We start from the raw sequence: 19,296 nt of genomic DNA, 5'->3' as shown, positions 1-19,296 counted from the left end.
CCTTCCGGCGCAGCTCGGACCCCGGCCGGGTGAACAGCCCGGCCTCGAACACGGCGGAGGTGAGACCCATGAACGCGACCCCGGCAGCCATCGGCCGCATTCCGGTACGCGACGTACGCCCGGCCGTGGACAGCGGCGCACGCCCGACGAAGGCGGTGGTCGGCGAGACCTTCGAGGTCACCGCCACCGTGTTCCGCGAGGGCCACGGCACGATCGGCGCGAACGTCGTTCTCCTCGATGAGAACGGCCGCCCGGGCCCGTGGACCCCGATGCGCGAACTGTCCCCGGGCAGCGACCGCTGGGGCGCCGAGGTCACCCCGGACGCGCCGGGCCCTTGGTCCTACGTCGTGGAGGCCTGGGGCGATCCCATCGCCACCTGGCGCCGGGCCGCCCGCGTCAAGATCCCGGCCGGCATCGACGTCGGCCTGATGCTGGAGGAGGGCGCGGAGCTCCACGCGCGAGCCGCCGGCGGGGTGCCGGAGGAACCGGCCCGCGCCATGGTGCTGGCCGCGGCGGAGAACCTGCGCGACGACACACTGCCGGTGGGGACGCGGTTCGTGGCCGCGTTGACACCGGATGTGGAGCGGGTGCTGGAGGCTTGTCCGCTACGGGAGTTGGTGACTGTTTCCGAGCCGCGCGGGCTGCTGGTGGAGCGGGAGCGGGCGCTCTACGGCGCCTGGTACGAGTTCTTCCCCCGCTCCGAGGGCACGGCGGCCGAGCCCCACGGCACGTTCCGTACGGCCGCGCGGCGACTCGACGCGATCGCGGTGATGGGCTTCGACGTGGTGTATCTGCCGCCCATCCATCCCATCGGTACGGCCTACCGCAAGGGCCCGAACAACTCGCTGTCCGCCGGGCCCGAGGATGTGGGCGTCCCGTGGGCGATCGGCTCGCCCGAGGGCGGGCACGACGCGATCCACCCCCGGCTCGGGACGCTGGAGGATTTCGACGCGTTCGTCGCGCGGGCCGCCGAGCTGGGCATGGAGATCGCGCTGGACTTCGCGCTCCAGTGCTCCCCCGACCACCCCTGGGTGGACAAACACCCGGAGTGGTTCCACCACCGCCCCGACGGCACGATCGCCTACGCGGAGAACCCGCCGAAGAAGTACCAGGACATCTACCCGATCGCCTTCGACCGGGACCTCGACGGGCTCGTCGTCGAAACGGTCCGCGTGCTGCGGCACTGGATGGACCACGGGGTGCGGATCTTCCGTGTGGACAACCCGCACACCAAGCCGGTCGTGTTCTGGGAGCGGGTGATCGCGGACATCAACGCCACGGACCCGGACGTGATCTTCCTGGCCGAGGCCTTCACCCGCCCGGCGATGATGGCCACCCTCGCGCAGGTCGGCTTCCAGCAGTCGTACACCTACTTCACCTGGCGCAACACGAAGGCCGAACTCACCGACTACCTCAGCGAGTTGGCAGGCGAGTCGGCGGCCTACATGCGGCCGAACTTCTTCGTGAACACCCCCGACATCCTCCACGAGTTCCTCCAGGAGGGCGGCCGGCCGGCCTTCGAACTCCGGGCGGTACTCGCCGCCACCTTGTCCCCGACATGGGGTGTCTACAGTGGCTACGAACTGTGCGAGAACGCTCCTCTCCGGCCGGGCAGCGAGGAGTACCTCGACTCCGAGAAGTACCAACTCCGCCCGCGCGACTGGGAGTCCGCGGAGCGGGAAGGACGTAGCATCGCGCCATTGCTGGGCACGCTCAACGACATCCGACGCCGTCACCCGTCGCTGCACCGGCTCAGGAATCTCCGCTTCCACCGGACGGACAACGACGCGCTGATCGCGTACAGCAAGACCACGGGTGCGGACACGGTTCTGGTGGTCGTCAACCTGGATCCGCACCACACCCAGGAGGCCACGGTCTCGTTGGACATGCCGCAACTCGGCCTGGAATCAAACGAATCCATGTCGGTGTACGACGAACTGACGGGTGAGTCCCATCAGTGGGGCAGGACCAACTATGTGCGTCTCGAACCCGGCCGGGCTCCCGCGCACGTGTTCCACGTCCGGCGGTCCACACAGAGCGGAGGGTCAAGAGCTTCATGACTGTCAACGAACCGGTCCACGACACCTTCGAGGACACTCCCGCCAAGGACCGGGACCCCGAGTGGTTCAAACGCGCCGTCTTCTATGAGGTCCTGGTCCGCTCCTTCCAGGACAGCAACGGCGACGGCATCGGTGACCTCAAGGGCATCACCGCCAAACTCGACTACCTCCAGTGGCTCGGCGTCGACTGCCTCTGGCTCCCGCCGTTCTTCAAGTCCCCACTCCGGGACGGGGGTTACGACGTCTCCGACTACACCGCCGTACTCCCCGAGTTCGGCGACCTCGCGGACTTCGTCGAGTTCGTGGACTCGGCCCACCAGCGAGGCATGCGGGTCATCATCGACTTCGTCATGAACCACACCAGCGACCAGCACCCGTGGTTCCAGGAGTCCCGCAGAGACCCCGACGGCCCCTACGGCGACTACTACATGTGGGCCGACGACGACAAGCAGTACCCCGACGCCCGCATCATCTTCGTCGACACCGAAGCCTCCAACTGGACCTTCGACCCGGTCCGCCAGCAGTACTTCTGGCACCGCTTCTTCTCCCACCAGCCGGACCTCAACTACGAGAACCCGGCCGTGCAGGAAGAGATCCTGGCCGCCCTCCGCTTCTGGCTCGACCTCGGCATCGACGGCTTCCGTCTCGACGCCGTCCCCTATCTCTATGCGGCCGAGGGCACCAACTGCGAGAACCTGCCCGCCAGTCACGAGTTCCTGAAGCGCGTCCGGCGGGAGATCGACGCGATGTATCCGGACACGGTGCTGCTGGCGGAGGCGAACCAGTGGCCCGAGGACGTCGTCGACTACTTCGGCGACTTCCAGAGCGGCGGCGACGAATGCCACATGGCGTTCCACTTCCCCGTCATGCCCCGCATCTTCATGGCCGTACGACGGGAGTCCCGCTACCCCGTCTCGGAAATCCTCGCCAAGACCCCGGCCATTCCGTCGAGTTGTCAGTGGGGCATCTTCCTGCGCAACCACGACGAGCTGACCCTGGAGATGGTCACCGACGAGGAACGCGACTACATGTGGGCCGAGTACGCCAAGGACCCCCGCATGCGCGCCAACATCGGCATCAGGCGGCGCCTGGCCCCGCTGCTGGACAACGACCGCAACCAGATCGAACTCTTCACGGCCCTGCTCCTGTCGCTGCCCGGCTCGCCGATCCTCTACTACGGCGACGAGATCGGCATGGGCGACAACATCTGGCTCGGCGACCGCGACGCCGTCCGCACCCCCATGCAGTGGACACCCGACAGGAACGCGGGCTTCTCCTCCTGCGACCCCGGCCGGCTGACGCTGCCGACCATCATGGACCCCGTCTACGGCTATCAAGTCACCAACGTCGAGGCGTCGATGTCGTCGCCCTCCTCACTGCTCCACTGGACCCGCCGCATGATCGAGATCCGTAAGCAGAACCCGGCGTTCGGCCTCGGCTCGTACACGGAGCTTCAGTCGTCGAACCCGGCGGTGATCGCGTTCCTGCGCGAGTACGAGGACGACCTCGTCCTGTGTGTGCACAACTTCTCGCGGTTCGCGCAGCCCACGATGCTCGATCTGCGGGAGTTCGACGGCCGGCATCCCGTGGAGCTGATCGGCGGGGTGCGTTTCCCGGCCATCGGTGAGCTGCCGTATCTGCTGACGCTGGCGGGGCACGGCTTCTACTGGTTCCGGCTCTCGCGAGCCGCTCCCCGCGTCGGCCGACGACTTTGAGGATGTGCCCGCGTTCGAGGATGTGCCCGCGAAAGGACGCGTCACCATGCCGAAGACCGCACCCCTCCGACTGAGCAGCCCCGGCGTCGACCGGCCTCCGGCCACGCTCGCCGGGCTGCTGCGCGAATGGCTGCCCGGGCAGCGCTGGTTCGCCGGCAAGGACCGGCCGGTGGCCGACCTCGATGTGCTGTCCACCACCGAGCTCTTCCCGGGCTGTCTTCATGTGCTGGTCCATGCCTCCCACACCGGGGTTCCGATGCCGGGTGGTACTCCCCCGCCCGGTGACTGCTACCAACTCCTGCTCGGCGTGCGGGAACACGTGTCGCCGCGCCTCGCCCGGGCCTATATCGGCCGTGTGCAGGAAGGTCAGTTGGCCGGGCTCGCGGTGTATGACGCGTTGCAGGATCCTCGGTCGGCGGAGTTGTTGCTGGAGCGGCTGCGGCATCCCGGTACGACGGGTCCCCTGCACTTCGAGGCGGACCCGTCCGTGTCCGTGCCCGCGGGGCTCACGCCTCGGCTGCTGGGCGCCGAGCAGTCCAACTCCTCGCTGGTGTACGGCGATCGGTTCATCCTGAAGGTGTTCCGGCGCATCCAGCCCGGCGTCAATCCGGATCTGGAGCTGCCGGGGGCGCTGGCCGCGCAGGGCTGTACGCGGGTCCCGGCGCCGGTGGCGTGGTTCCGGACGGCCGAGCCGCGGGCCGCGACGCTCGGTGTGCTCCAGCCGTTCCTGCCGGACGCCTCCGACGGCTGGGCGCTCGCGCTGCGCGCACTCGCCGCGGGGGACGAATTCACCACCGAGGCCTATGAGTTGGGGCAGGCCACCGCCGAGGTCCATCTCGCGCTGGCGGCGGCTTTCCCGTCGGGCGGCGGGCAAGTCGCCGAGAACGCCTGTACGGAGACAGAGGCGGAAACTGCCACTGCCACTGCGATGAGCGAGCGGCTGGAGGCGGCCGCGCACTCCGTGCCCGCGCTGCGGCCGTTCGTGCCGGGGCTGCGGACCGCGTTCGGCGCGCTCGTCGGCCGGGATGCCGGGCCGTCCGCCCAGCGCATCCACGGCGATCTGCATCTCGGTCAGGTGCTGCGGGCCGACCGCGACTGGTTCGTCATCGACTTCGAGGGCGAACCGTCCAGGCCGCTGGCCGAGCGGCGCAGCGCGCAGTCCCCGGTGCGGGACATCGCCGGCTTGCTGCGCTCCTTCGACTACGCGGCCCGGCAGCGCCGCCCCTGGCGCCCGGAGTGGGCGCGCCGCTGCCGGGAAGCCTACTGCGCGGGCTACGCGGCCCGGGCCGGCTGGGACCCCCGCACCGAGCACGCCCTGCTGCGCGCGTACGAGACGGACCGCGCCGTGTATGAAGTGCTGTACGAGGCCAGACACCGTCCGGACTGGCTTCCCGTACCCATGGCGGCGATCGAACGTCTCGCCGTCCGAGGAGGCTGAACTCCGTGGCCCTGCGCGACACTTCACCTCAGGAGACGGGCGGCCCGTCAACGACCGCCGGCCCGGAAACAGGCGAACCCACCGAACCCACCACATCGGAGACCAGCGGCCCGATCGCGACCGGCACACCCGAAGCCTGCGACCCGACCTCGCCCGGCACACCGGACGCGCACCGCCCCACCGCGACCCGCGCACCGAACACCAGCCACCCGAACCTGCCTGCCGCACCGGAACCCGCCGACCGGACCATCACCGGCGCACCAAAGACGAGCCGTTCGTCCAGCGCCACCCCCCGAGGCCCCGAGGACCTCACCGCCACCACCTCCCCGCCCGCAACCGTTCCGGTCCCCCTGGGCGGCACCACCGCCCCCCTGGACCCGGCCGACCGCCACCGCCTGCTAACCGGCGCCCACCACGACCCCCACGCCCTGCTCGGCGCTCATCCTGCGCCGGGCGGGATCGTCTTCCGGGCGTTGCGGCCGTATGCCCGTGCTGTGAGTGTCGTGATCGGTGGGACGCGCAACCCGCTCGCCTCGGACGGGGACGGGCTCTTCTCCGGGGTGCTGCCGCTCGACGCGTTGCCCGCGTACACGCTGCTGGTGTCGTACGCGGAAGGTGACGAGCGCGAGGTCCACGACCCGTACGGGTTTCTGCCCGCCCTCGGTGAACTGGACCTGCACCTCATCAAGGAGGGGCGGCACGAGGAGTTGTGGAAGGCGCTCGGCGCTGAGCCGATGACGCACGGTGGGGTGACCGGGACCCGTTTCAGCGTGTGGGCGCCGAATGCCCAAGGGGTGCGTGTCGCCGGGGACTTCAGCTCCTGGGACGGGACCGCCTTCCCCATGCGGTCGCTCGGTTCCACCGGTGTCTGGGAGCTGTTCCTGCCGGGAGTGGGCGAGGACGCCCGGTACAAGTTCGAGATCACCTCCCGGAACGGCGAGCGCTTCCTCAAGGCCGACCCGATGGCTCGCCGTACGGAGGTGCCGCCCGCCACCGCGTCCGTCGTGACGGCCTCGCACTACGAGTGGAGCGACGAGGACTGGCTTGCGCGGCGGACCGAAACCCCGGTCCACGAAGCGCCGTTCTCCGTGTACGAAGTGCATCTCACCTCCTGGCGACCTGGCTTGACGTACCGTCAGCTCGCCGTCGAACTCCCCGCCTACGTCAACGAACTCGGCTTCACCCACGTCGAGTTCATGCCGGTCACCGAGCACCCCTTCGGCGGTTCCTGGGGCTACCAGGTCACCGGCTTCTACGCCCCGACCTCCCGCCTCGGCACCCCCGACGACTTCAAGTTCCTCGTCGACGCCCTGCACCGGGCCGGCATCGGCGTGATCATGGACTGGGTTCCGGCGCATTTCCCCAAGGACGACTGGGCGCTGGCCCGGTTCGACGGGGAGCCGTTGTACGAACCCGGGGACGCGCGGCGGGCCGAGCACCCGGACTGGGGGACGTACGAGTTCGACCTGGGACGGACCGAAGTACGCAACTTCCTTGTGGCGAACGCCGTCTACTGGTGCCAGGAGTTCCACATCGACGGCCTGCGCGTGGACGCGGTCGCCTCGATGCTCTACCTCGACTACTCACGCGACTCGGGCCAGTGGACCCCGAACGTCCACGGCGGGCGCGAGGACCTGGACGCAGTCGCCTTCCTCCAGGAGATGAACGCGACGGTGTACCGCAGGGTGCCCGGTGTCGTGACCATCGCCGAGGAGTCCACCGCCTGGGACGGGGTGACGCGGCCGACCGACACCGGCGGGCTGGGGTTCGGGCTGAAGTGGAACATGGGCTGGATGCACGACTCGCTGGGTTACATAGCACACGAGTCCGTGCACCGGAAGTTCCACCACCACGAGATGACGTTCTCCATGGTCTACACGTACAGCGAGAACTACGTCCTCCCCATCTCCCACGACGAAGTCGTCCACGGGAAGCGCTCGTTGGTGTCGAAGATGCCCGGCGACTGGTGGCAGCAACGCGCCGACCACCGGGCGTATCTCGCCTTCATGTGGGCCCATCCCGGCAAGCAACTCCTCTTCATGGGGCAGGAGTTCGCCCAGGGTGCGGAGTGGTCGGAGTCCCACGGTCCCGACTGGTGGCTCCTCGACCCGGCCTACGACGCCGCACCCGACCACCGGGGCGTCCAGCACCTCGTCCGCGACCTGAACACCGTCTATCGCCACACCCCCGCCCTGTGGCAGCGCGACACCGATCCCGGTGGGTTCCGCTGGGTGTTGGGCGACGCGGCCGAGGACAACGTCTTCGCCTTCCTCCGCTACGACATCGACGGCTCCCCTCTTCTCGCCGTCAGCAACTTCTCCCCCGTCGTCCGCCACGACTACCGCCTCGGCATCCCGGACGACATCCCCGCCTGGCGGGAGACCCTCAACACGGACCGGGCCGTCTACGGCGGCGGCGACATCACCAACCCCGATCCGGTCAAGCCGGAGGACGGCCACATCAGGCTCACACTTCCGCCGCTCGCGACGGTGTGGTTGACACCTGGGTGACACCTTCGGGGCCCAAACACCCGAAATCACAAACTCCGCATGGGCACTTCCTGGTTCCCCTCACCAAACGCTCACACCTGGGCTACATTCGAGCACCGTCGATAACAGTAATGATCGGCAGAGTCACGCCCCGTACAACCCAGGAGCAGCGCATGCGCGACTTCGCCGTCGCTCCACCCCCCACCTCCACCCTGAACGGCGGCCTCGCCGACAGCATCTTCGAGACCGCGGTCCTCAATCCCACCCTTCCGCTGATCGCCCGCCGGTCCGACCCGTCCTCCGAGGTGTGGGAGGAGGTGACCGCCGTAGAGGTGCGGGACGAAGTCGTCGATCTGGCAAAGGGGTTGATCGCCTCCGGAATCTCACCGGGCAGCCGGGTCGCGATCATGGCCCGCACCCGGTACGAGTGGACGGTGCTCAGCCACGCCCTTTGGGCGGTCGGCGCCGAGGTCGTGCCGGTGCATCCGACGTCCTCGCGGGAGCAGGTCGAGTGGATCCTGCGGGACGCCAACTGTGTGGCCGTGGTCGTGGAGGACGAGCAGGGCATCATGACCGTCGGCACGGTGTGTGCCGCGCTGCCGCTGCTGCGGCACGTCTGGCAGTTGGACTCCGGGGCCCTGGCCCAGATCGTCGAGCGGGGCACGTACATACCCCAGACCACGGTGGACTCGCTGCGCCGGATCGTGATGCCGGACTCGACGGCGGTCGTCGCCTACACCTCGGGCACCTCGGGCCGCCCCATGGGCTGCGCACTGAGCCACCGCAGCCTCGCCAGCCCCTGCGACACCCTGCTCGCGGGCTGGTCGCACACGGCGGCGCCGCCGGGCGAACAGCCGGCCGTCCTCGCCTTCCTGCCCTTCTCGCACGTGTACGGCCTGATGATCCAGGGGCTGTGCATGCGCGGCGGCTGGCTGATGGCCCACGAGCCGGAGATGACGGAGGCGGCGCTGGTGTCGGCGCTGCGCACCTTCCGGCCCACCTACCTGTACGCCGTACCGTCGATCTTCGAGAAGATCTACAAGAACTTTCTCCGTACGGCCCAACAGCTCGGCCGGGGCGCCCTGTTCGAGCGTGCCGCCTCGACCGCGCGGGAGTTCGCCACGGCCGAGGAGCGCCAGAGACTCGGCCGGGGTTCGGGCCCCAGTTTCGATCTGCGGCTCCAACACGCCCTGTTCGAGCGGACGGTCTACCGCAAACTGCGCGCCGGGCTGGGCGGCCGGGTGGTCCGCGCCACGTCGGGCGGCTCGCCCCTGAACCGTGAACTGTCCTTGTTCTACTCGGGTATCGGCATCCTCGTGCACGACGGCTACGGCCTCACGGAGACCGCCGGCGGGGTCACGATGCAGCCGCTCGGCCGGGAGAAGATCGGCACGGTCGGGCAGGCGCTGCCGGGCACGGAGATCCGGGTCGCCGAGGACGGGGAGATCCTGGTGCACGGCCCTTCGGTGTTCCAGGGCTACATCAACGACGAGCGGGCGACCCGGTCGGCGCTCAACGCGGGCTGGCTGGCCACCGGGGACATCGGACGGCTGGACACCGAGGGGTACTTGACGATCACCGGCCGCAAGAAGGACATCATCATCACCAGCAGCGGCAAGAGCGTCGCGCCCGCCGCGCTGGAGAACCGGCTGCGCATGCATCCGCTGATCCATCAGGCCGTGGTCGTCGGCGACGACCGTCCCTGTGTGGGGGCGCTGCTCACGCTGGACCCCGAGTTCGTGGCGCACTGGCGGGCCGGGCTGGCGTTGCAGAGCGACGCGCGGGGCCGGGAGGCGCGGGAGGAGAACGCGCTGCGGGAGGAGATCACGCGGGCCGTGGCGGCCGCCAACAGCCCTGTGGGGCGCGCCGAGTCGATCCGGGTGTTCCGGGTGCTCCCGCAGCCGTTCGACGTCGCGGGCGGGCTGCTGACGCCGTCGATGAAGCTGCGCAGGGACGCGATCGTGCGGCACTACGCGTTCGAGATCGACGCGATGTACCAGGCACGCGCGCGTGCCCCGCAGCCGTCGGCGGAGGAGCAGCTCTCCGGGTGGGACGACGCGGACAACGTGTTCCGGTGAGGTCACCGGAACACACGGTTCACTCCGGGCGGTGGGCGACGACCGCGAACATCGTCACGGACATGTGCAGGGCGCCCCGTTCGGCGGCCTCGGTCAGGTCGGCGTAGGCGCGGTCGCGCTGGGCCTCGGTCAGTGCGCCGCGGCGCACCGCGGACTCGCCGAGCATGCGGATCAGCGGCCAGGCCACCGAGCGGTGGTCCTGGAGCAGCGCCTGCGAACCGCGGTCGTCGACGACGAGTCCGGCGGCGCTCACCTGGCCGACGAGCCGGCGTCCCGAGTAGGGGTTGGCCGCCCCGGTGAGGGCGCCGGACGTGAAAGCGGCCGTGACCTCGGGGTCCCCCGGGTGCAGGATCGTGGTCGCCCAGTCGGTGTCGAGCAGGGCCACGCGTCCGCCGGGGCGCAGCACGCGGGCGATCTCGGCGACGGCCTTGTCGGGTTCCGCGAGGTGCTGGAGCACCCGTTCGCACCAGACGACGTCCACGGAGGCGTCGGGCACGGGCAGGGACAGCGCGTCGCCGTCCGTGAAGCGGGCCGGGCTGCCGGCCTCCAGGGCCCGTTCCTCGGCGATCGCGCGCAGCCCGGGGTTGGGTTCGACGCCGAGCGCCGACCCGTTCGCGCCGACCGCGGCGGCCAGTTCACGGGTCGTGGAGCCGGTCCCGGCCCCGATGTCGAGGGCGCGCTCCCCGCTGCCCGGGGCGAGTGCCTCGTGCGCCCATGCGCGCAGTCGTCGTACGCCCGCATTGGCTTCCTGGATGTCTAGCGCGGCCACCAGGCGCGTCACGTTGCCGGCGTCGATGTTCTGGGTGCGGAAGCCCGACCCCGGATCGGGTTGAGTGTGCGACATGGCGTGCACTCTACGGTCCGGATCGATCGTCGACGGATCGGTCAAAGGTCATTCAGGTACGCCATTTGTTCATGTGTCCGCGGAGTACGGAGGGTGTCGGCGGGGCATGCTGGTGCTCCGCGTGTGCGTCTGCCTGCCGCGCTCGGCTGGCGGAACGGCTTCCGGCACGGTGGGATCGATGGTGGTGCGAGGCAGCGATCCAGGGCAGGCGTACGGCGTCGAGGCAGACCGCCTGGAGCCGCAGAAGGGATGAACACCGTGACACGAACGAGGATCCTGGTGGTTGGCGCAGGCTTCGCAGGAGTGGAGTGCGTTCGCCGTCTGGAGAGGAAACTGACCCGTGAGGAGGCCGACGTCACGCTGGTGACGCCGTTCTCCTACCAGCTCTATCTGCCCCTGCTGCCCCAGGTCGCCTCCGGCGTCCTGACCCCGCAGTCGATCGCCGTCTCGCTGCGCCGCAGCAGCAAGTACCGCACGCGGATCATCCCGGGCGGCGCGATCGGTGTGGACATCAAGGCCAAGGTCTGTGTGATCCGCACGATCAACGACGAGATCGTCAACGAGCCCTACGACTACATCGTGCTCTCCCCCGGCAGCATCACCCGGACCTTCGACATCCCGGGGCTGACCGATCACGCCTTCGGCATGAAGACCCTGGCCGAGGCCGCCTACATCCGCGACCACGTCATCACCCAGCTCGACCTCGCGGACGCGAGCGACGACCCGGCGGAGAAGGCGTCGCGGCTGCAGTTCGTGGTGGTGGGTGGCGGGTACGCCGGTACCGAGACGGCCGCCTGTCTGCAGAAGCTGACGCACGCGGCGGTCAAGCGCTACCCGCGCATCGACCCGGGTCTGATCAAGTGGCACCTCATCGACATCGCGCCGAAGCTGATGCCCGAGCTGGGCGACAAGCTCGGCAAGAGCGCGCAGGAGATCCTGACCCGGCGCGGTATCGACATCTCCCTGGGTGTCTCGATCGCCAAGGCGGGACCGGAGGAGGTCACCTTCACCGACGGCCGGGTGGTGCCGACCCGCACGCTGATCTGGACGGCCGGTGTGGTCGCCAGTCCGCTGATCGCCACGCTGGGTGCGGAGACGGTACGGGGGCGGCTCGCGGTCGGTGCCGACATGAACCTGCCCGGTCACGACGGGGTCTTCGCGCTCGGTGACGCGGGCGCGGTGCCGGACGAGGCCAAGGGCGGGGACGGCGCGATCTGCCCGCCGACCGCGCAGCACGCCATGCGGCAGGGCAAGGTCGTCGCCGACAACGTGATCGCGACCCTGCGCAACCAGCCCCTGAAGCCGTACGTCCACAAGGACCTCGGGCTCGTCGTGGACCTCGGCGGCAAGGACGCGGTGTCCAAGCCGCTCGGCATCGAACTGCGCGGTCTGCCCGCCCAGGTCGTGGCCCGTGGTTACCACTGGTCGGCGCTGCGCACCAACGTCGCCAAGGTCCGGGTCGCGACGAACTGGACGCTGAACGCGCTGGCCGGTGACGACTTCGTGCGCACCGGCTTCCAGGCCCGCAAACCGGCCACGCTGAAGGACTTCGAGTACACCGACTCGTACCTCTCCGCGGAGCAGGTACGAGAACGCGTCGAGGGGGCAGACACGCAGGAGCCGTAGCATCGGTGGTACGGATCTTGAGATGAACCCTGGGAGAGTACGGCGGCGTGAGGGCAGCGGGACGGGCGGCGTGGGCACGGGTGTGGGATCGCGTCGCGGCGTCCGATCCCGGACTGCTGCGGCTGACGGCCGGGCTGCGGACGGTGGCCTCGATCGCGCTCACGCTGGCCGTGCTCTCCCTGTTGGACGCCTCGGTGCCGCATCTGGTGGCCGGGGCGATGTCGGCGATGGTCTCCACGTTCGCGATCCGCGAGAAGCAGCGCGCGCAGCAGGCGTTGACCCTCGCGCTGGGTCTGCCGGTGGCGCTGACCTCGGTGTCGCTGAGCGCGCTGCTGAACTCGCGGGTGGTCGCCGGTGACGTCTTCTTCGTCCTGCTGATCTTCGGCGCGGTCTACAGCCGCCGGTTCGGCGACCGCGGCACGGCGCTCGGCCTGATCGGCTTCCAGATCTACTTCCTGTCCCTGTTCATCGGCGCGACCGTCTCCGCGCTGCCCCGGCTCTACGGCGTGATCGGCGTGGCCTTCGTGTGCAGCGCGCTGGTGCGGTTCGCGCTGGTGCCGGAGACGCCCACGGGGACGCTGGACCGGCTGCGGCGGGCGTTCCGGGCGCGGTTCGCCCAGCTCGTGACCGCGCAGCTCGCGTTGCTCGACGCCGGTCCCGACGACATGGAGAAGGCCCTCACCGACGTACGGGAGGGCACCGCGCGGCTGCACGAGACGGCGCTGCTGATCCAGGGCCGGCTGGAGGACGGGACCTCCGACGAGACGGTGGCGCGGCTCGTGCAGCGGCGTATCGCGGACGCCGAGGTCGCCGCCGAGCGGCTGGGGCTGCTCCTGCTGACCGCGCGCAGCGCCGAGCGGGGTCACACGCTGACCCTGCATCTGCCGGGCGCGCCCGTGCCCGCCGGTGACCTTCTGACCGGGCGGGACGAGACCACCGACACGCTGCGGCGCGACCTGGAGGCACTACGGCTGCTCGTCCTACGGCCGTCGGGGTCCGACGCGGGCACCGCGCTGGCCCATGTGCGCAACCGGCTGCTGGGCTATCGCGAGGAGGAGAACCTGCCGCCCGCCTCGGACGCCGTGCAGGACGTCTTCCGGGGCATCGGCGAGGCCGGGCGCGCGGTGCTGGGGCTGCGGATCGCCGTGGACGGGCCGCAGGACGAGTCGGAGGACACGCCCGCGACGACCCGCTCGCGCGAGGAGCTGGACGCGGAGGACGTCGCCATCGCGGGCAGCGAGGAGGCCGAGGACGCGGAGCGCACCGGGCTGCGGCGGCCGACGACACGGGCGGCCGTGCAGGTGGCGGTGGGGTCGTCGCTGGCCATCGTCGGCGGCGAGTTCCTGTCCAGCCAGCGCTGGTACTGGGCGGTGCTGACCTGCTGGATCGTGTTCCTCAACACCTCGTCCACCGGCGAGATCCTCGTCAAGGGCTACCGGCGGCTGCTCGGCACGGTCCTGGGTGTGGTCGCCGGTATCGGTCTCGCGGGCCTGGTCGGGCATCACACGTGGACGGCGTTCGCGCTGGTGCTGCTGTTCATCTTCGCGATGTTCTACACGGCACCGCTGTCGTACACCCTGATGTCCTTCTTCGTCACCGCGATGCTGGGCCTGCTCTACACGCTGCTGCACACCTACAGCGCGTCGGTGCTGGTGCTGCGGGTCGAGGAGACGGCGCTGGGCGCGGCCTGCGGGGTGGTCGCGGCGGCGCTGGTACTGCCGGTGCACACGGACCGCCGTACGAACGAACTGCTCGGCACGGTGCTGGCCCGGCTCACGGACGTCACCGAGGCCGCCGTCGATCAGCTCAGCGGTGGGGCCGCGGCCGAACTGCTCGACAAGGCAAGGGACTTGGACCAGGCGCTGGCCGATCTCAGCGCCTCGACGCAGCCGTTGACGCATCCGATCACGCCGTTGCGGGCGCGCAGGGACACCGCCCGGTACGTGGTCGCGCTCCTGGAGACCTGCGCCTATCACGCGCGGTATCTGGCGGCGACCGCCGAGCTGCTGCCGACGCATCCGTCGATAGCGGCCGATCCCCGGCTGCGCGAGGCGGGTCGCCGGATCGTGCACAACATCGGGGTGATCGGCGCGCACGTCGCCGACGGGGACGAGGACGGTGCCGGCGGGATCGAGACCGGTCCGAGCATCGCGTCCCTGCTGCGTCCCGGGACACCGGGGACCCCACGCTACGGACGGGTCACCGACCGCGTGCTACGGCATCTGCAGCGGCTGGACGAGGCCGTGGTCGGCCTGGCCCGGCCGCTCGACGTGCCGGTCGCGGTCCCGGCGAAGTGAAATCCGCGCGCCGGGGTAGGTGATGGGCATGAGTGATGTCGTGGACTCCGTTGAACTGTTGCGGCGCATCCAGCGGGCCCGGGCCTTCGCCGCCCGGGAGGCACACACGTGGTCGGAGCAGGGCGACCCCGTGCGGGAGGTGGCCTTTGAGGTCGTTCTGCGGGTGCTGGACGAGATCGTGGACCCCGGCGGGCATGCCGCGAAGTGAAACCGGTCACGCGACCGGTTGAGCTGGGTACGAAATGCCTGTGGATGGTTTACGGTTCATTCATACGTGGTCACGGAGTCGACTCCACCGTCCTCCGCGCCACCGCTCAACGGCCCTGGCTGGTCTCCCCCGTCCAGCCAGGGCTTTTTCATGCCCTGATTCCGTCCCCCGAGGTGCCCGGGACGTCGGCAGAGGCTCAAATGGGCGTAGGGAGAATTCCGGATCCGCTGCCGGCGAGGAGCCCTGTGCCATGACCCAAGCGATAAAACTGCTGACCGCCCTGCCCCAGACCCAGCGCGAACGGCTGATGGAACTCGCGCACGAGGTCTCGTTCGCCGAGGACTCCAGGATCTTCGACGCGGGCGGCACGGCCGACCGCTTCTGGGTCGTCCGCTCCGGCGCCGTCTCGCTCGACCAGCAGGTCACCCCGCAGCAGCGGGTCACCGTGGCCAGTCTCGGCGCGGGCGACCTGCTCGGCTGGTCGTGGCTGTTCCCGCCGTACACCTGGGATTTCGGCGCGGAGGCGTTCAGCGCCGTGCGGGCCTACGAGTTCGACGCGGCGGCCGTGCTCGCGCTGTGCGTGGAGGATCCGCTGCTCGGGCTCTCGCTGGTCCGGATCGTCGCGGAGATCCTCGCGCACCGGCTCGAGCTGACCCGGAGCAAGCTGATGGAGCACTACGCCATCCATCGGCCCGTCTGAGCCCGCTCAGATGCGGTAGCGGCGGAGCGCCGGGACGGTGAAGGCGAGGGTCAGCATGATGACCACGACCAGGATGCCGCCGCCGGCGACCGCCGTACGGGGGCCGAAGGCCGAGCCCGCCGTGCCGTGCAGGACGTCGGCGAGGCGGGGGCCGCCCGCGACGACGACGGTGAAGACACCCTGCATACGGCCGCGCATCTCGTCGGTGGCTGCGGACAGCAGGATCGCCCCGCGGAACACCATGGAGACCATGTCGGCTACCCCGGCTGCGGCCAGGAACACCACGCCGATCCACAGGTTGCTGCTCAGCCCGAACCCGGTGATGGCCGCGCCCCAGGCGACGACCGCGCCGATCACCATCCAGCCGTGCCGCCGCGCCCGCGAGAACGTGCCGGAGAACAGTCCGCCGACCACCGCCCCGATGGGGATCGCCGCGAACAGCATGCCGAGGGCGAGGCCCTCGCCGTAGGGCGCGTAGGTCTGGGCGGCGAGCTGCGGGAACAGGGCGCGGGGCATGCCGAAGACCATCGCGATGATGTCGGCGAGGAAGGACAGCAGCAGCACCTTGTGCAGCGAGATGTACCGGAACCCGGCGGCGACCTCGCGCCAGCCCGCGCGGCGCGGTGTGGCGGACGCCAGGGGCGGCAGCGAGGGCAGCCGGACGACCGCCCAGAGCGTGACGCACAGGGCCAGCGCGTCGATGAGATACAGCTCGGGCAGACCGATGACCGGGATGAGGGCGCCCGCGAGGAGCGGTCCGACGACCTGGCCGGTCTGCATCACGGTCGAGCCGAGGGCGTTGGCGGCGGGCAGCTGCTCCACGGACACCAGACGGGCGATGGAGGCGTTGCGGGCGGGCGCGTTGAGGCCCCAGAAGGCCTGCTGCATCGCGAGCAGCAGCATCAGCGCGGCCACGGACTCGAGGCCGGTGACGGCTTGGACCCAGAACAGCACCGAGGTGACGGCGATGCCGCTGTTGGTGATCAGGAGCAGTTTGCGGCGATCCATGCTGTCGGCGAGCGAGCCGCCCCACAGCGCGAACACGATGAGCGGCAGCAGTCCGGCCATGCTGGCGGCGCCGACCCAGGCGGAGGAGCCGGTGATGTCGTAGATCTGCTTGGGTACGGCGACGGCGGTGAGCTGGCTGCCGACGGCCGTGACGATGGTCGAGGACCACAGGCGGCGGTAGGCGGGGATGCGCAGCGGGCGGGTGTCCATCGCCCAGCGGCGCCAGCCGCGCCGGGGCCCGCTCGCGGGTACTGCGTCCTTCTTCGTCTCCGTCCCCGTCTCGGGTTCGGTGCCGCTGTCGGTGCTCTCGCTGGTGTCCACTGGCTTCCTGGCTGCTCGCTACATCTAATCGACCGGGGTTCACTATCGCAGCACCGGCTGTGGCAGCGGAATCCGGTATCTCACGCCCCGGCGACGAGAGTTGCGCCGAGGCCGATCATCGTCGCGGCGACCAGGCCGTCCAGGACCCGCCAGGCCGAGGGCCTGGCGAGGAAGCGGCTGAGCAGGCGGGCGCCGAAGCCGAGCGCGGTGAACCAGCACAGGCTGGCACACACGGCGCCGAGTCCGAAGGTCCAGCGCAGTGGGCCCCGGTCGGCGGCGATGGAGCCGAGCAGGAACACGGTGTCCAGGTAGACGTGCGGGTTGAGCCAGGTCATCGCCAGACAGGTGAGGACGGCCCGGCGGCGCGAGCCGGTCGACTCGCCCTCGGTGCTCAGCGCGGCGGGCCGGAAGATCCGGCGGGCAGCGAGGACGCCGTAGACGAGGAGGAACGCCCCGCCGATCAGGCCGACGGCCTTGAGCGCGCCCGGCCACGCGACGACGATCGCGCCGACCCCGCCGACGCCCAGCGCGATGAGCAGCGCGTCGGACAGGGCGCAGATGCCGACCACGGCGAGGACCGCCTCGCGGCGGATGCCCTGGCGCAGGACGAAGGCGTTCTGGGCGCCGATGGCGACGATGAGCGAGAGGCCGGTGCCGAAGCCGGCGGCCGCCGCGGAGAGGGCGTTGGTCACGCCTCGACGCTACGGATACCGGCATCAGGAGTACAGCTAAAGATTCTTACGTAACATTAGTACTCGTGATGGTTACGGAGCTGCCCCTCGACCAGGTGCGGACGCTGCTCGCGGTGGTGGACGAGGGCACGTTCGACGCGGCGGCCAGCGCCCTGCATGTGACGCCCTCGGCGATCAGCCAGCGGGTGAAGGCCCTGGAGCAGCGCACGGGCCGGGTCCTGCTGCTGCGCACCAAGCCGGTGCGGACGACCGAGTCCGGCGAGGTGGTCGTACGGTTCGCCCGCCAACTGGCCCGGCTGGAACGGGACGCCCGCGCCGAGTTGGGCATGAGCGAGGCGGGCGAGGCGACCCGGGTGTCGGTCGCGGTGAACGCGGACTCGCTCGCCACCTGGTTCCTGGGCGCCCTCACCCGCGTCCCGCGCGAACTCCGGGTCTGCTTCGAACTCCGCCGCGAGGACGAGGACCACACGGCGGCCCTGCTGCGCGAGGGCCTGGTCATGGCGGCGGTGACCTCGTCACCGGACGCGGTGCCGGGCTGCTCGGTGCGGGCACTGGGGCGGATGCGCTATCTGCCCGTGGCGAGCCCGGAGTTCAGGGAGACCTGCCTCGCGGGCCCCCTGCGGGACGCGCTGCCGGAAGCACCGGTGGTGACCTTCGACCGTCTCGACGACTTCCAGGACTCCTTCGTACGGCGGCTGCGGCGGGGGCAGGGCGGGGCGAGTCCGGTACGCCATCTCGTGCCGACCTCGGAGGGCTTCGTGGCCGCTGTCGCCGCCGGCCTGGGGTGGGGCATGGTCCCCGAGATGCAGGCCGCCGAACTGCTGGACGCGGGGCGGCTGGTGAACTTCGCGCCGGAGCGGTCGGTCGACGTGCCGCTGTACTGGCAGCAGTGGAAGCTGGATTCGCCGGCGTTGGCCGCGGTTGCTGACGCGGTCGCGGCTACGGCTGTGGAGGCGTTGCGTTAGGAGGGGAGCGTTGAGCGTCGGTCGGCTGCGGGTCCGCTGTGGCTGGTCGCGCCCACGCGGCGGAGCCGCATATCGACACAGCCCCGCTCCCCTTTGGGGCGCTACCCGAACGGCGACAATTGGGCGGCGACGCTGTCCAGCAGCATCTCCAGGGCCGTCGGGTAGGCACTTTGGACCATGCGCGTCGCCAGGAGTGGGGCCGCCTCCGCGATGCGGGGGTGGGTCGTGCGGGGCAGGCTCGCGTAGGTCGAGAGCCACATCTCCTCGTCCGCCCGAAGGGACGCGCTCGGCAGGGCCAGGGACGCCGCGTCGAGGGCGGCGAAGGCCAACGTCTGGTCGATGAACGCGTGGTAGATCCGCACGGTGTCGGGGAGCGGGAAGCCGGCCGTGCGCAGGACGTCCAGTACGGCCTCGTCGGCGGCCAGTTCGTTGGCCCGGCCGGTGACCCGGCTCGCCGTGAGCTGGGCGGCCTGCGGGTGGGCGACGTACGCCGCGTGGATGCGCAGGCCGATCGCGCGCAGGTCGGCCCGCCACTCCCCCGTCGGCTCCCAGCCCCGCAGCGCCTGTCCGACGAGGGCGTCGCCGATCGCCAGGGTCAGCTCGTCCATGCCGCGGAAGTAGCGGTAGAGGGTGCTGGGGTCGGCGTCCAGGGCGAGGCCCAGGCGGCGGGCGGTCAGGCCCGCGCTGCCGTGTTCGCGCAGCATGCGCAGCGCCGTGTCGACGATCAACCGCTCGGACAGGACCGTGCCGCTCTTGGTGGGGCGACGCCGGCGCCGTTTCTCCTCGGACACCACCGCTTTCGGCATCGCGGTCTCCTCACCTCGTCCTCGGGGCCCCTTATGCCAACGCCATTGA

14 protein-coding genes are annotated in these 19,296 nt (G+C 70.4%); 10 read left to right on the top strand and 4 right to left on the bottom strand.

What is annotated here, in order from left to right; translation table 11 throughout:
• Positions 1-68: 68 nt before the first annotated feature.
• The 5 genes from ACIRRY_RS23265 (at position 69) to ACIRRY_RS23245 (ending at position 9,780) form a co-directional block, all read left to right on the top strand.
• A complete protein-coding gene (locus ACIRRY_RS23265; protein WP_403975802.1) occupies positions 69-2,060 on the top strand; it encodes an alpha-1,4-glucan--maltose-1-phosphate maltosyltransferase in 1,992 nt (663 codons plus the stop codon).
• Entirely contained in the window at positions 2,057-3,775 is a 1,719-nt protein-coding gene (treS, locus tag ACIRRY_RS23260) for a maltose alpha-D-glucosyltransferase (protein ID WP_403975799.1), read from the top strand. Before ACIRRY_RS23265 ends, treS begins: the two co-directional genes overlap by 4 nt.
• Before the next feature lie 46 nt (positions 3,776-3,821).
• Positions 3,822-5,213: a maltokinase gene (locus ACIRRY_RS23255; protein ID WP_403975797.1), complete on the top strand. Its 1,392-nt coding sequence runs from the start codon at positions 3,822-3,824 to the stop codon at positions 5,211-5,213.
• A gap of 350 nt (positions 5,214-5,563) precedes the next feature.
• On the top strand, positions 5,564-7,723 hold the full coding sequence (gene glgB / locus ACIRRY_RS23250) for a 1,4-alpha-glucan branching enzyme (RefSeq protein ID WP_403976385.1): 2,160 nt from the start codon (positions 5,564-5,566) through the stop codon (positions 7,721-7,723).
• Positions 7,724-7,875: 152 nt separating this feature from the next.
• Positions 7,876-9,780, top strand: a complete 1,905-nt coding sequence (locus ACIRRY_RS23245; RefSeq protein ID WP_403975795.1) for an AMP-dependent synthetase/ligase — start codon at positions 7,876-7,878, stop codon at positions 9,778-9,780.
• Positions 9,781-9,799: 19 nt separating this feature from the next.
• Here ACIRRY_RS23245 and ACIRRY_RS23240 read toward each other — a convergent pair whose 3' ends face one another.
• The gene (locus tag ACIRRY_RS23240; protein ID WP_403975793.1) at positions 9,800-10,624 is read right to left on the bottom strand and encodes a methyltransferase domain-containing protein; all 825 of its coding nucleotides are present in this window, start codon (positions 10,622-10,624) and stop codon (positions 9,800-9,802) included.
• Positions 10,625-10,873: 249 nt separating this feature from the next.
• Between ACIRRY_RS23240 and ACIRRY_RS23235 the strand changes: the two genes are divergently transcribed.
• From ACIRRY_RS23235 to ACIRRY_RS23220, 4 genes are all read left to right on the top strand, one after another.
• Positions 10,874-12,250 (top strand): NAD(P)/FAD-dependent oxidoreductase, encoded by a 1,377-nt coding sequence (locus tag ACIRRY_RS23235; RefSeq protein ID WP_403975791.1) that lies wholly within the window; start codon positions 10,874-10,876, stop codon positions 12,248-12,250.
• A gap of 47 nt (positions 12,251-12,297) precedes the next feature.
• On the top strand, positions 12,298-14,547 hold the full coding sequence (locus ACIRRY_RS23230; protein ID WP_403975789.1) for an FUSC family protein: 2,250 nt from the start codon (positions 12,298-12,300) through the stop codon (positions 14,545-14,547).
• Between the two features lie 28 nt (positions 14,548-14,575).
• The gene (locus ACIRRY_RS23225) at positions 14,576-14,755 is read left to right on the top strand and encodes a hypothetical protein (RefSeq protein WP_403975786.1); all 180 of its coding nucleotides are present in this window, start codon (positions 14,576-14,578) and stop codon (positions 14,753-14,755) included.
• 250 nt (positions 14,756-15,005) lie between these two features.
• The gene (locus tag ACIRRY_RS23220; RefSeq protein WP_403975784.1) at positions 15,006-15,455 is read left to right on the top strand and encodes a cyclic nucleotide-binding domain-containing protein; all 450 of its coding nucleotides are present in this window, start codon (positions 15,006-15,008) and stop codon (positions 15,453-15,455) included.
• A 6-nt stretch (positions 15,456-15,461) separates the two neighbouring features.
• Here the strand turns inward: ACIRRY_RS23220 and ACIRRY_RS23215 are convergent, their stop codons facing one another.
• Together ACIRRY_RS23215 and ACIRRY_RS23210 are read right to left on the bottom strand one after the other, a co-directional pair.
• The gene (locus ACIRRY_RS23215) at positions 15,462-16,784 is read right to left on the bottom strand and encodes an MFS transporter (RefSeq protein WP_403975782.1); all 1,323 of its coding nucleotides are present in this window, start codon (positions 16,782-16,784) and stop codon (positions 15,462-15,464) included.
• An 80-nt stretch (positions 16,785-16,864) separates the two neighbouring features.
• A complete protein-coding gene (locus tag ACIRRY_RS23210) occupies positions 16,865-17,476 on the bottom strand; it encodes a LysE/ArgO family amino acid transporter (RefSeq protein WP_403975780.1) in 612 nt (203 codons plus the stop codon).
• 68 nt (positions 17,477-17,544) lie between these two features.
• On the opposite strand from ACIRRY_RS23210, the gene ACIRRY_RS23205 reads away from it, so the two are divergent.
• On the top strand, positions 17,545-18,441 hold the full coding sequence (locus ACIRRY_RS23205; protein ID WP_403976383.1) for a LysR family transcriptional regulator ArgP: 897 nt from the start codon (positions 17,545-17,547) through the stop codon (positions 18,439-18,441).
• 101 nt (positions 18,442-18,542) lie between these two features.
• Here ACIRRY_RS23205 and ACIRRY_RS23200 read toward each other — a convergent pair whose 3' ends face one another.
• Positions 18,543-19,247 carry a TetR/AcrR family transcriptional regulator gene (locus ACIRRY_RS23200; protein ID WP_403975778.1) on the bottom strand — a complete coding sequence of 235 codons (705 nt, stop codon included), beginning with the start codon at positions 19,245-19,247 and terminating at the stop codon, positions 18,543-18,545.
• Between the last annotated feature and the right edge of the window lie 49 nt (positions 19,248-19,296).

Origin of the sequence: Streptomyces sp. NPDC101776 (assembly GCF_044766845.1) — a bacterium.
Taxonomy (GTDB): Bacteria; Actinomycetota; Actinomycetes; order Streptomycetales; family Streptomycetaceae; genus Streptomyces.
Note: the sequence above shows the minus strand (reverse complement) of the source record. Positions and strands in the feature narration are given on the sequence as shown.

Coding starts and splice junctions, on each gene's coding strand:
- ACIRRY_RS23265 (WP_403975802.1), top strand. CDS start 69: ATGAACGCGACCCCGGCAGCCATCGGCCGCATTCCGGTACGCGACGTA.
- treS (WP_403975799.1), top strand. CDS start 2,057: ATGACTGTCAACGAACCGGTCCACGACACCTTCGAGGACACTCCCGCC.
- ACIRRY_RS23255 (WP_403975797.1), top strand. CDS start 3,822: ATGCCGAAGACCGCACCCCTCCGACTGAGCAGCCCCGGCGTCGACCGG.
- ACIRRY_RS23245 (WP_403975795.1), top strand. CDS start 7,876: ATGCGCGACTTCGCCGTCGCTCCACCCCCCACCTCCACCCTGAACGGC.
- ACIRRY_RS23240 (WP_403975793.1), bottom strand. CDS start 10,624: ATGTCGCACACTCAACCCGATCCGGGGTCGGGCTTCCGCACCCAGAAC.
- ACIRRY_RS23235 (WP_403975791.1), top strand. CDS start 10,874: ATGAACACCGTGACACGAACGAGGATCCTGGTGGTTGGCGCAGGCTTC.
- ACIRRY_RS23225 (WP_403975786.1), top strand. CDS start 14,576: ATGAGTGATGTCGTGGACTCCGTTGAACTGTTGCGGCGCATCCAGCGG.
- ACIRRY_RS23220 (WP_403975784.1), top strand. CDS start 15,006: ATGACCCAAGCGATAAAACTGCTGACCGCCCTGCCCCAGACCCAGCGC.
- ACIRRY_RS23205 (WP_403976383.1), top strand. CDS start 17,545: ATGGTTACGGAGCTGCCCCTCGACCAGGTGCGGACGCTGCTCGCGGTG.
- ACIRRY_RS23200 (WP_403975778.1), bottom strand. CDS start 19,247: ATGCCGAAAGCGGTGGTGTCCGAGGAGAAACGGCGCCGGCGTCGCCCC.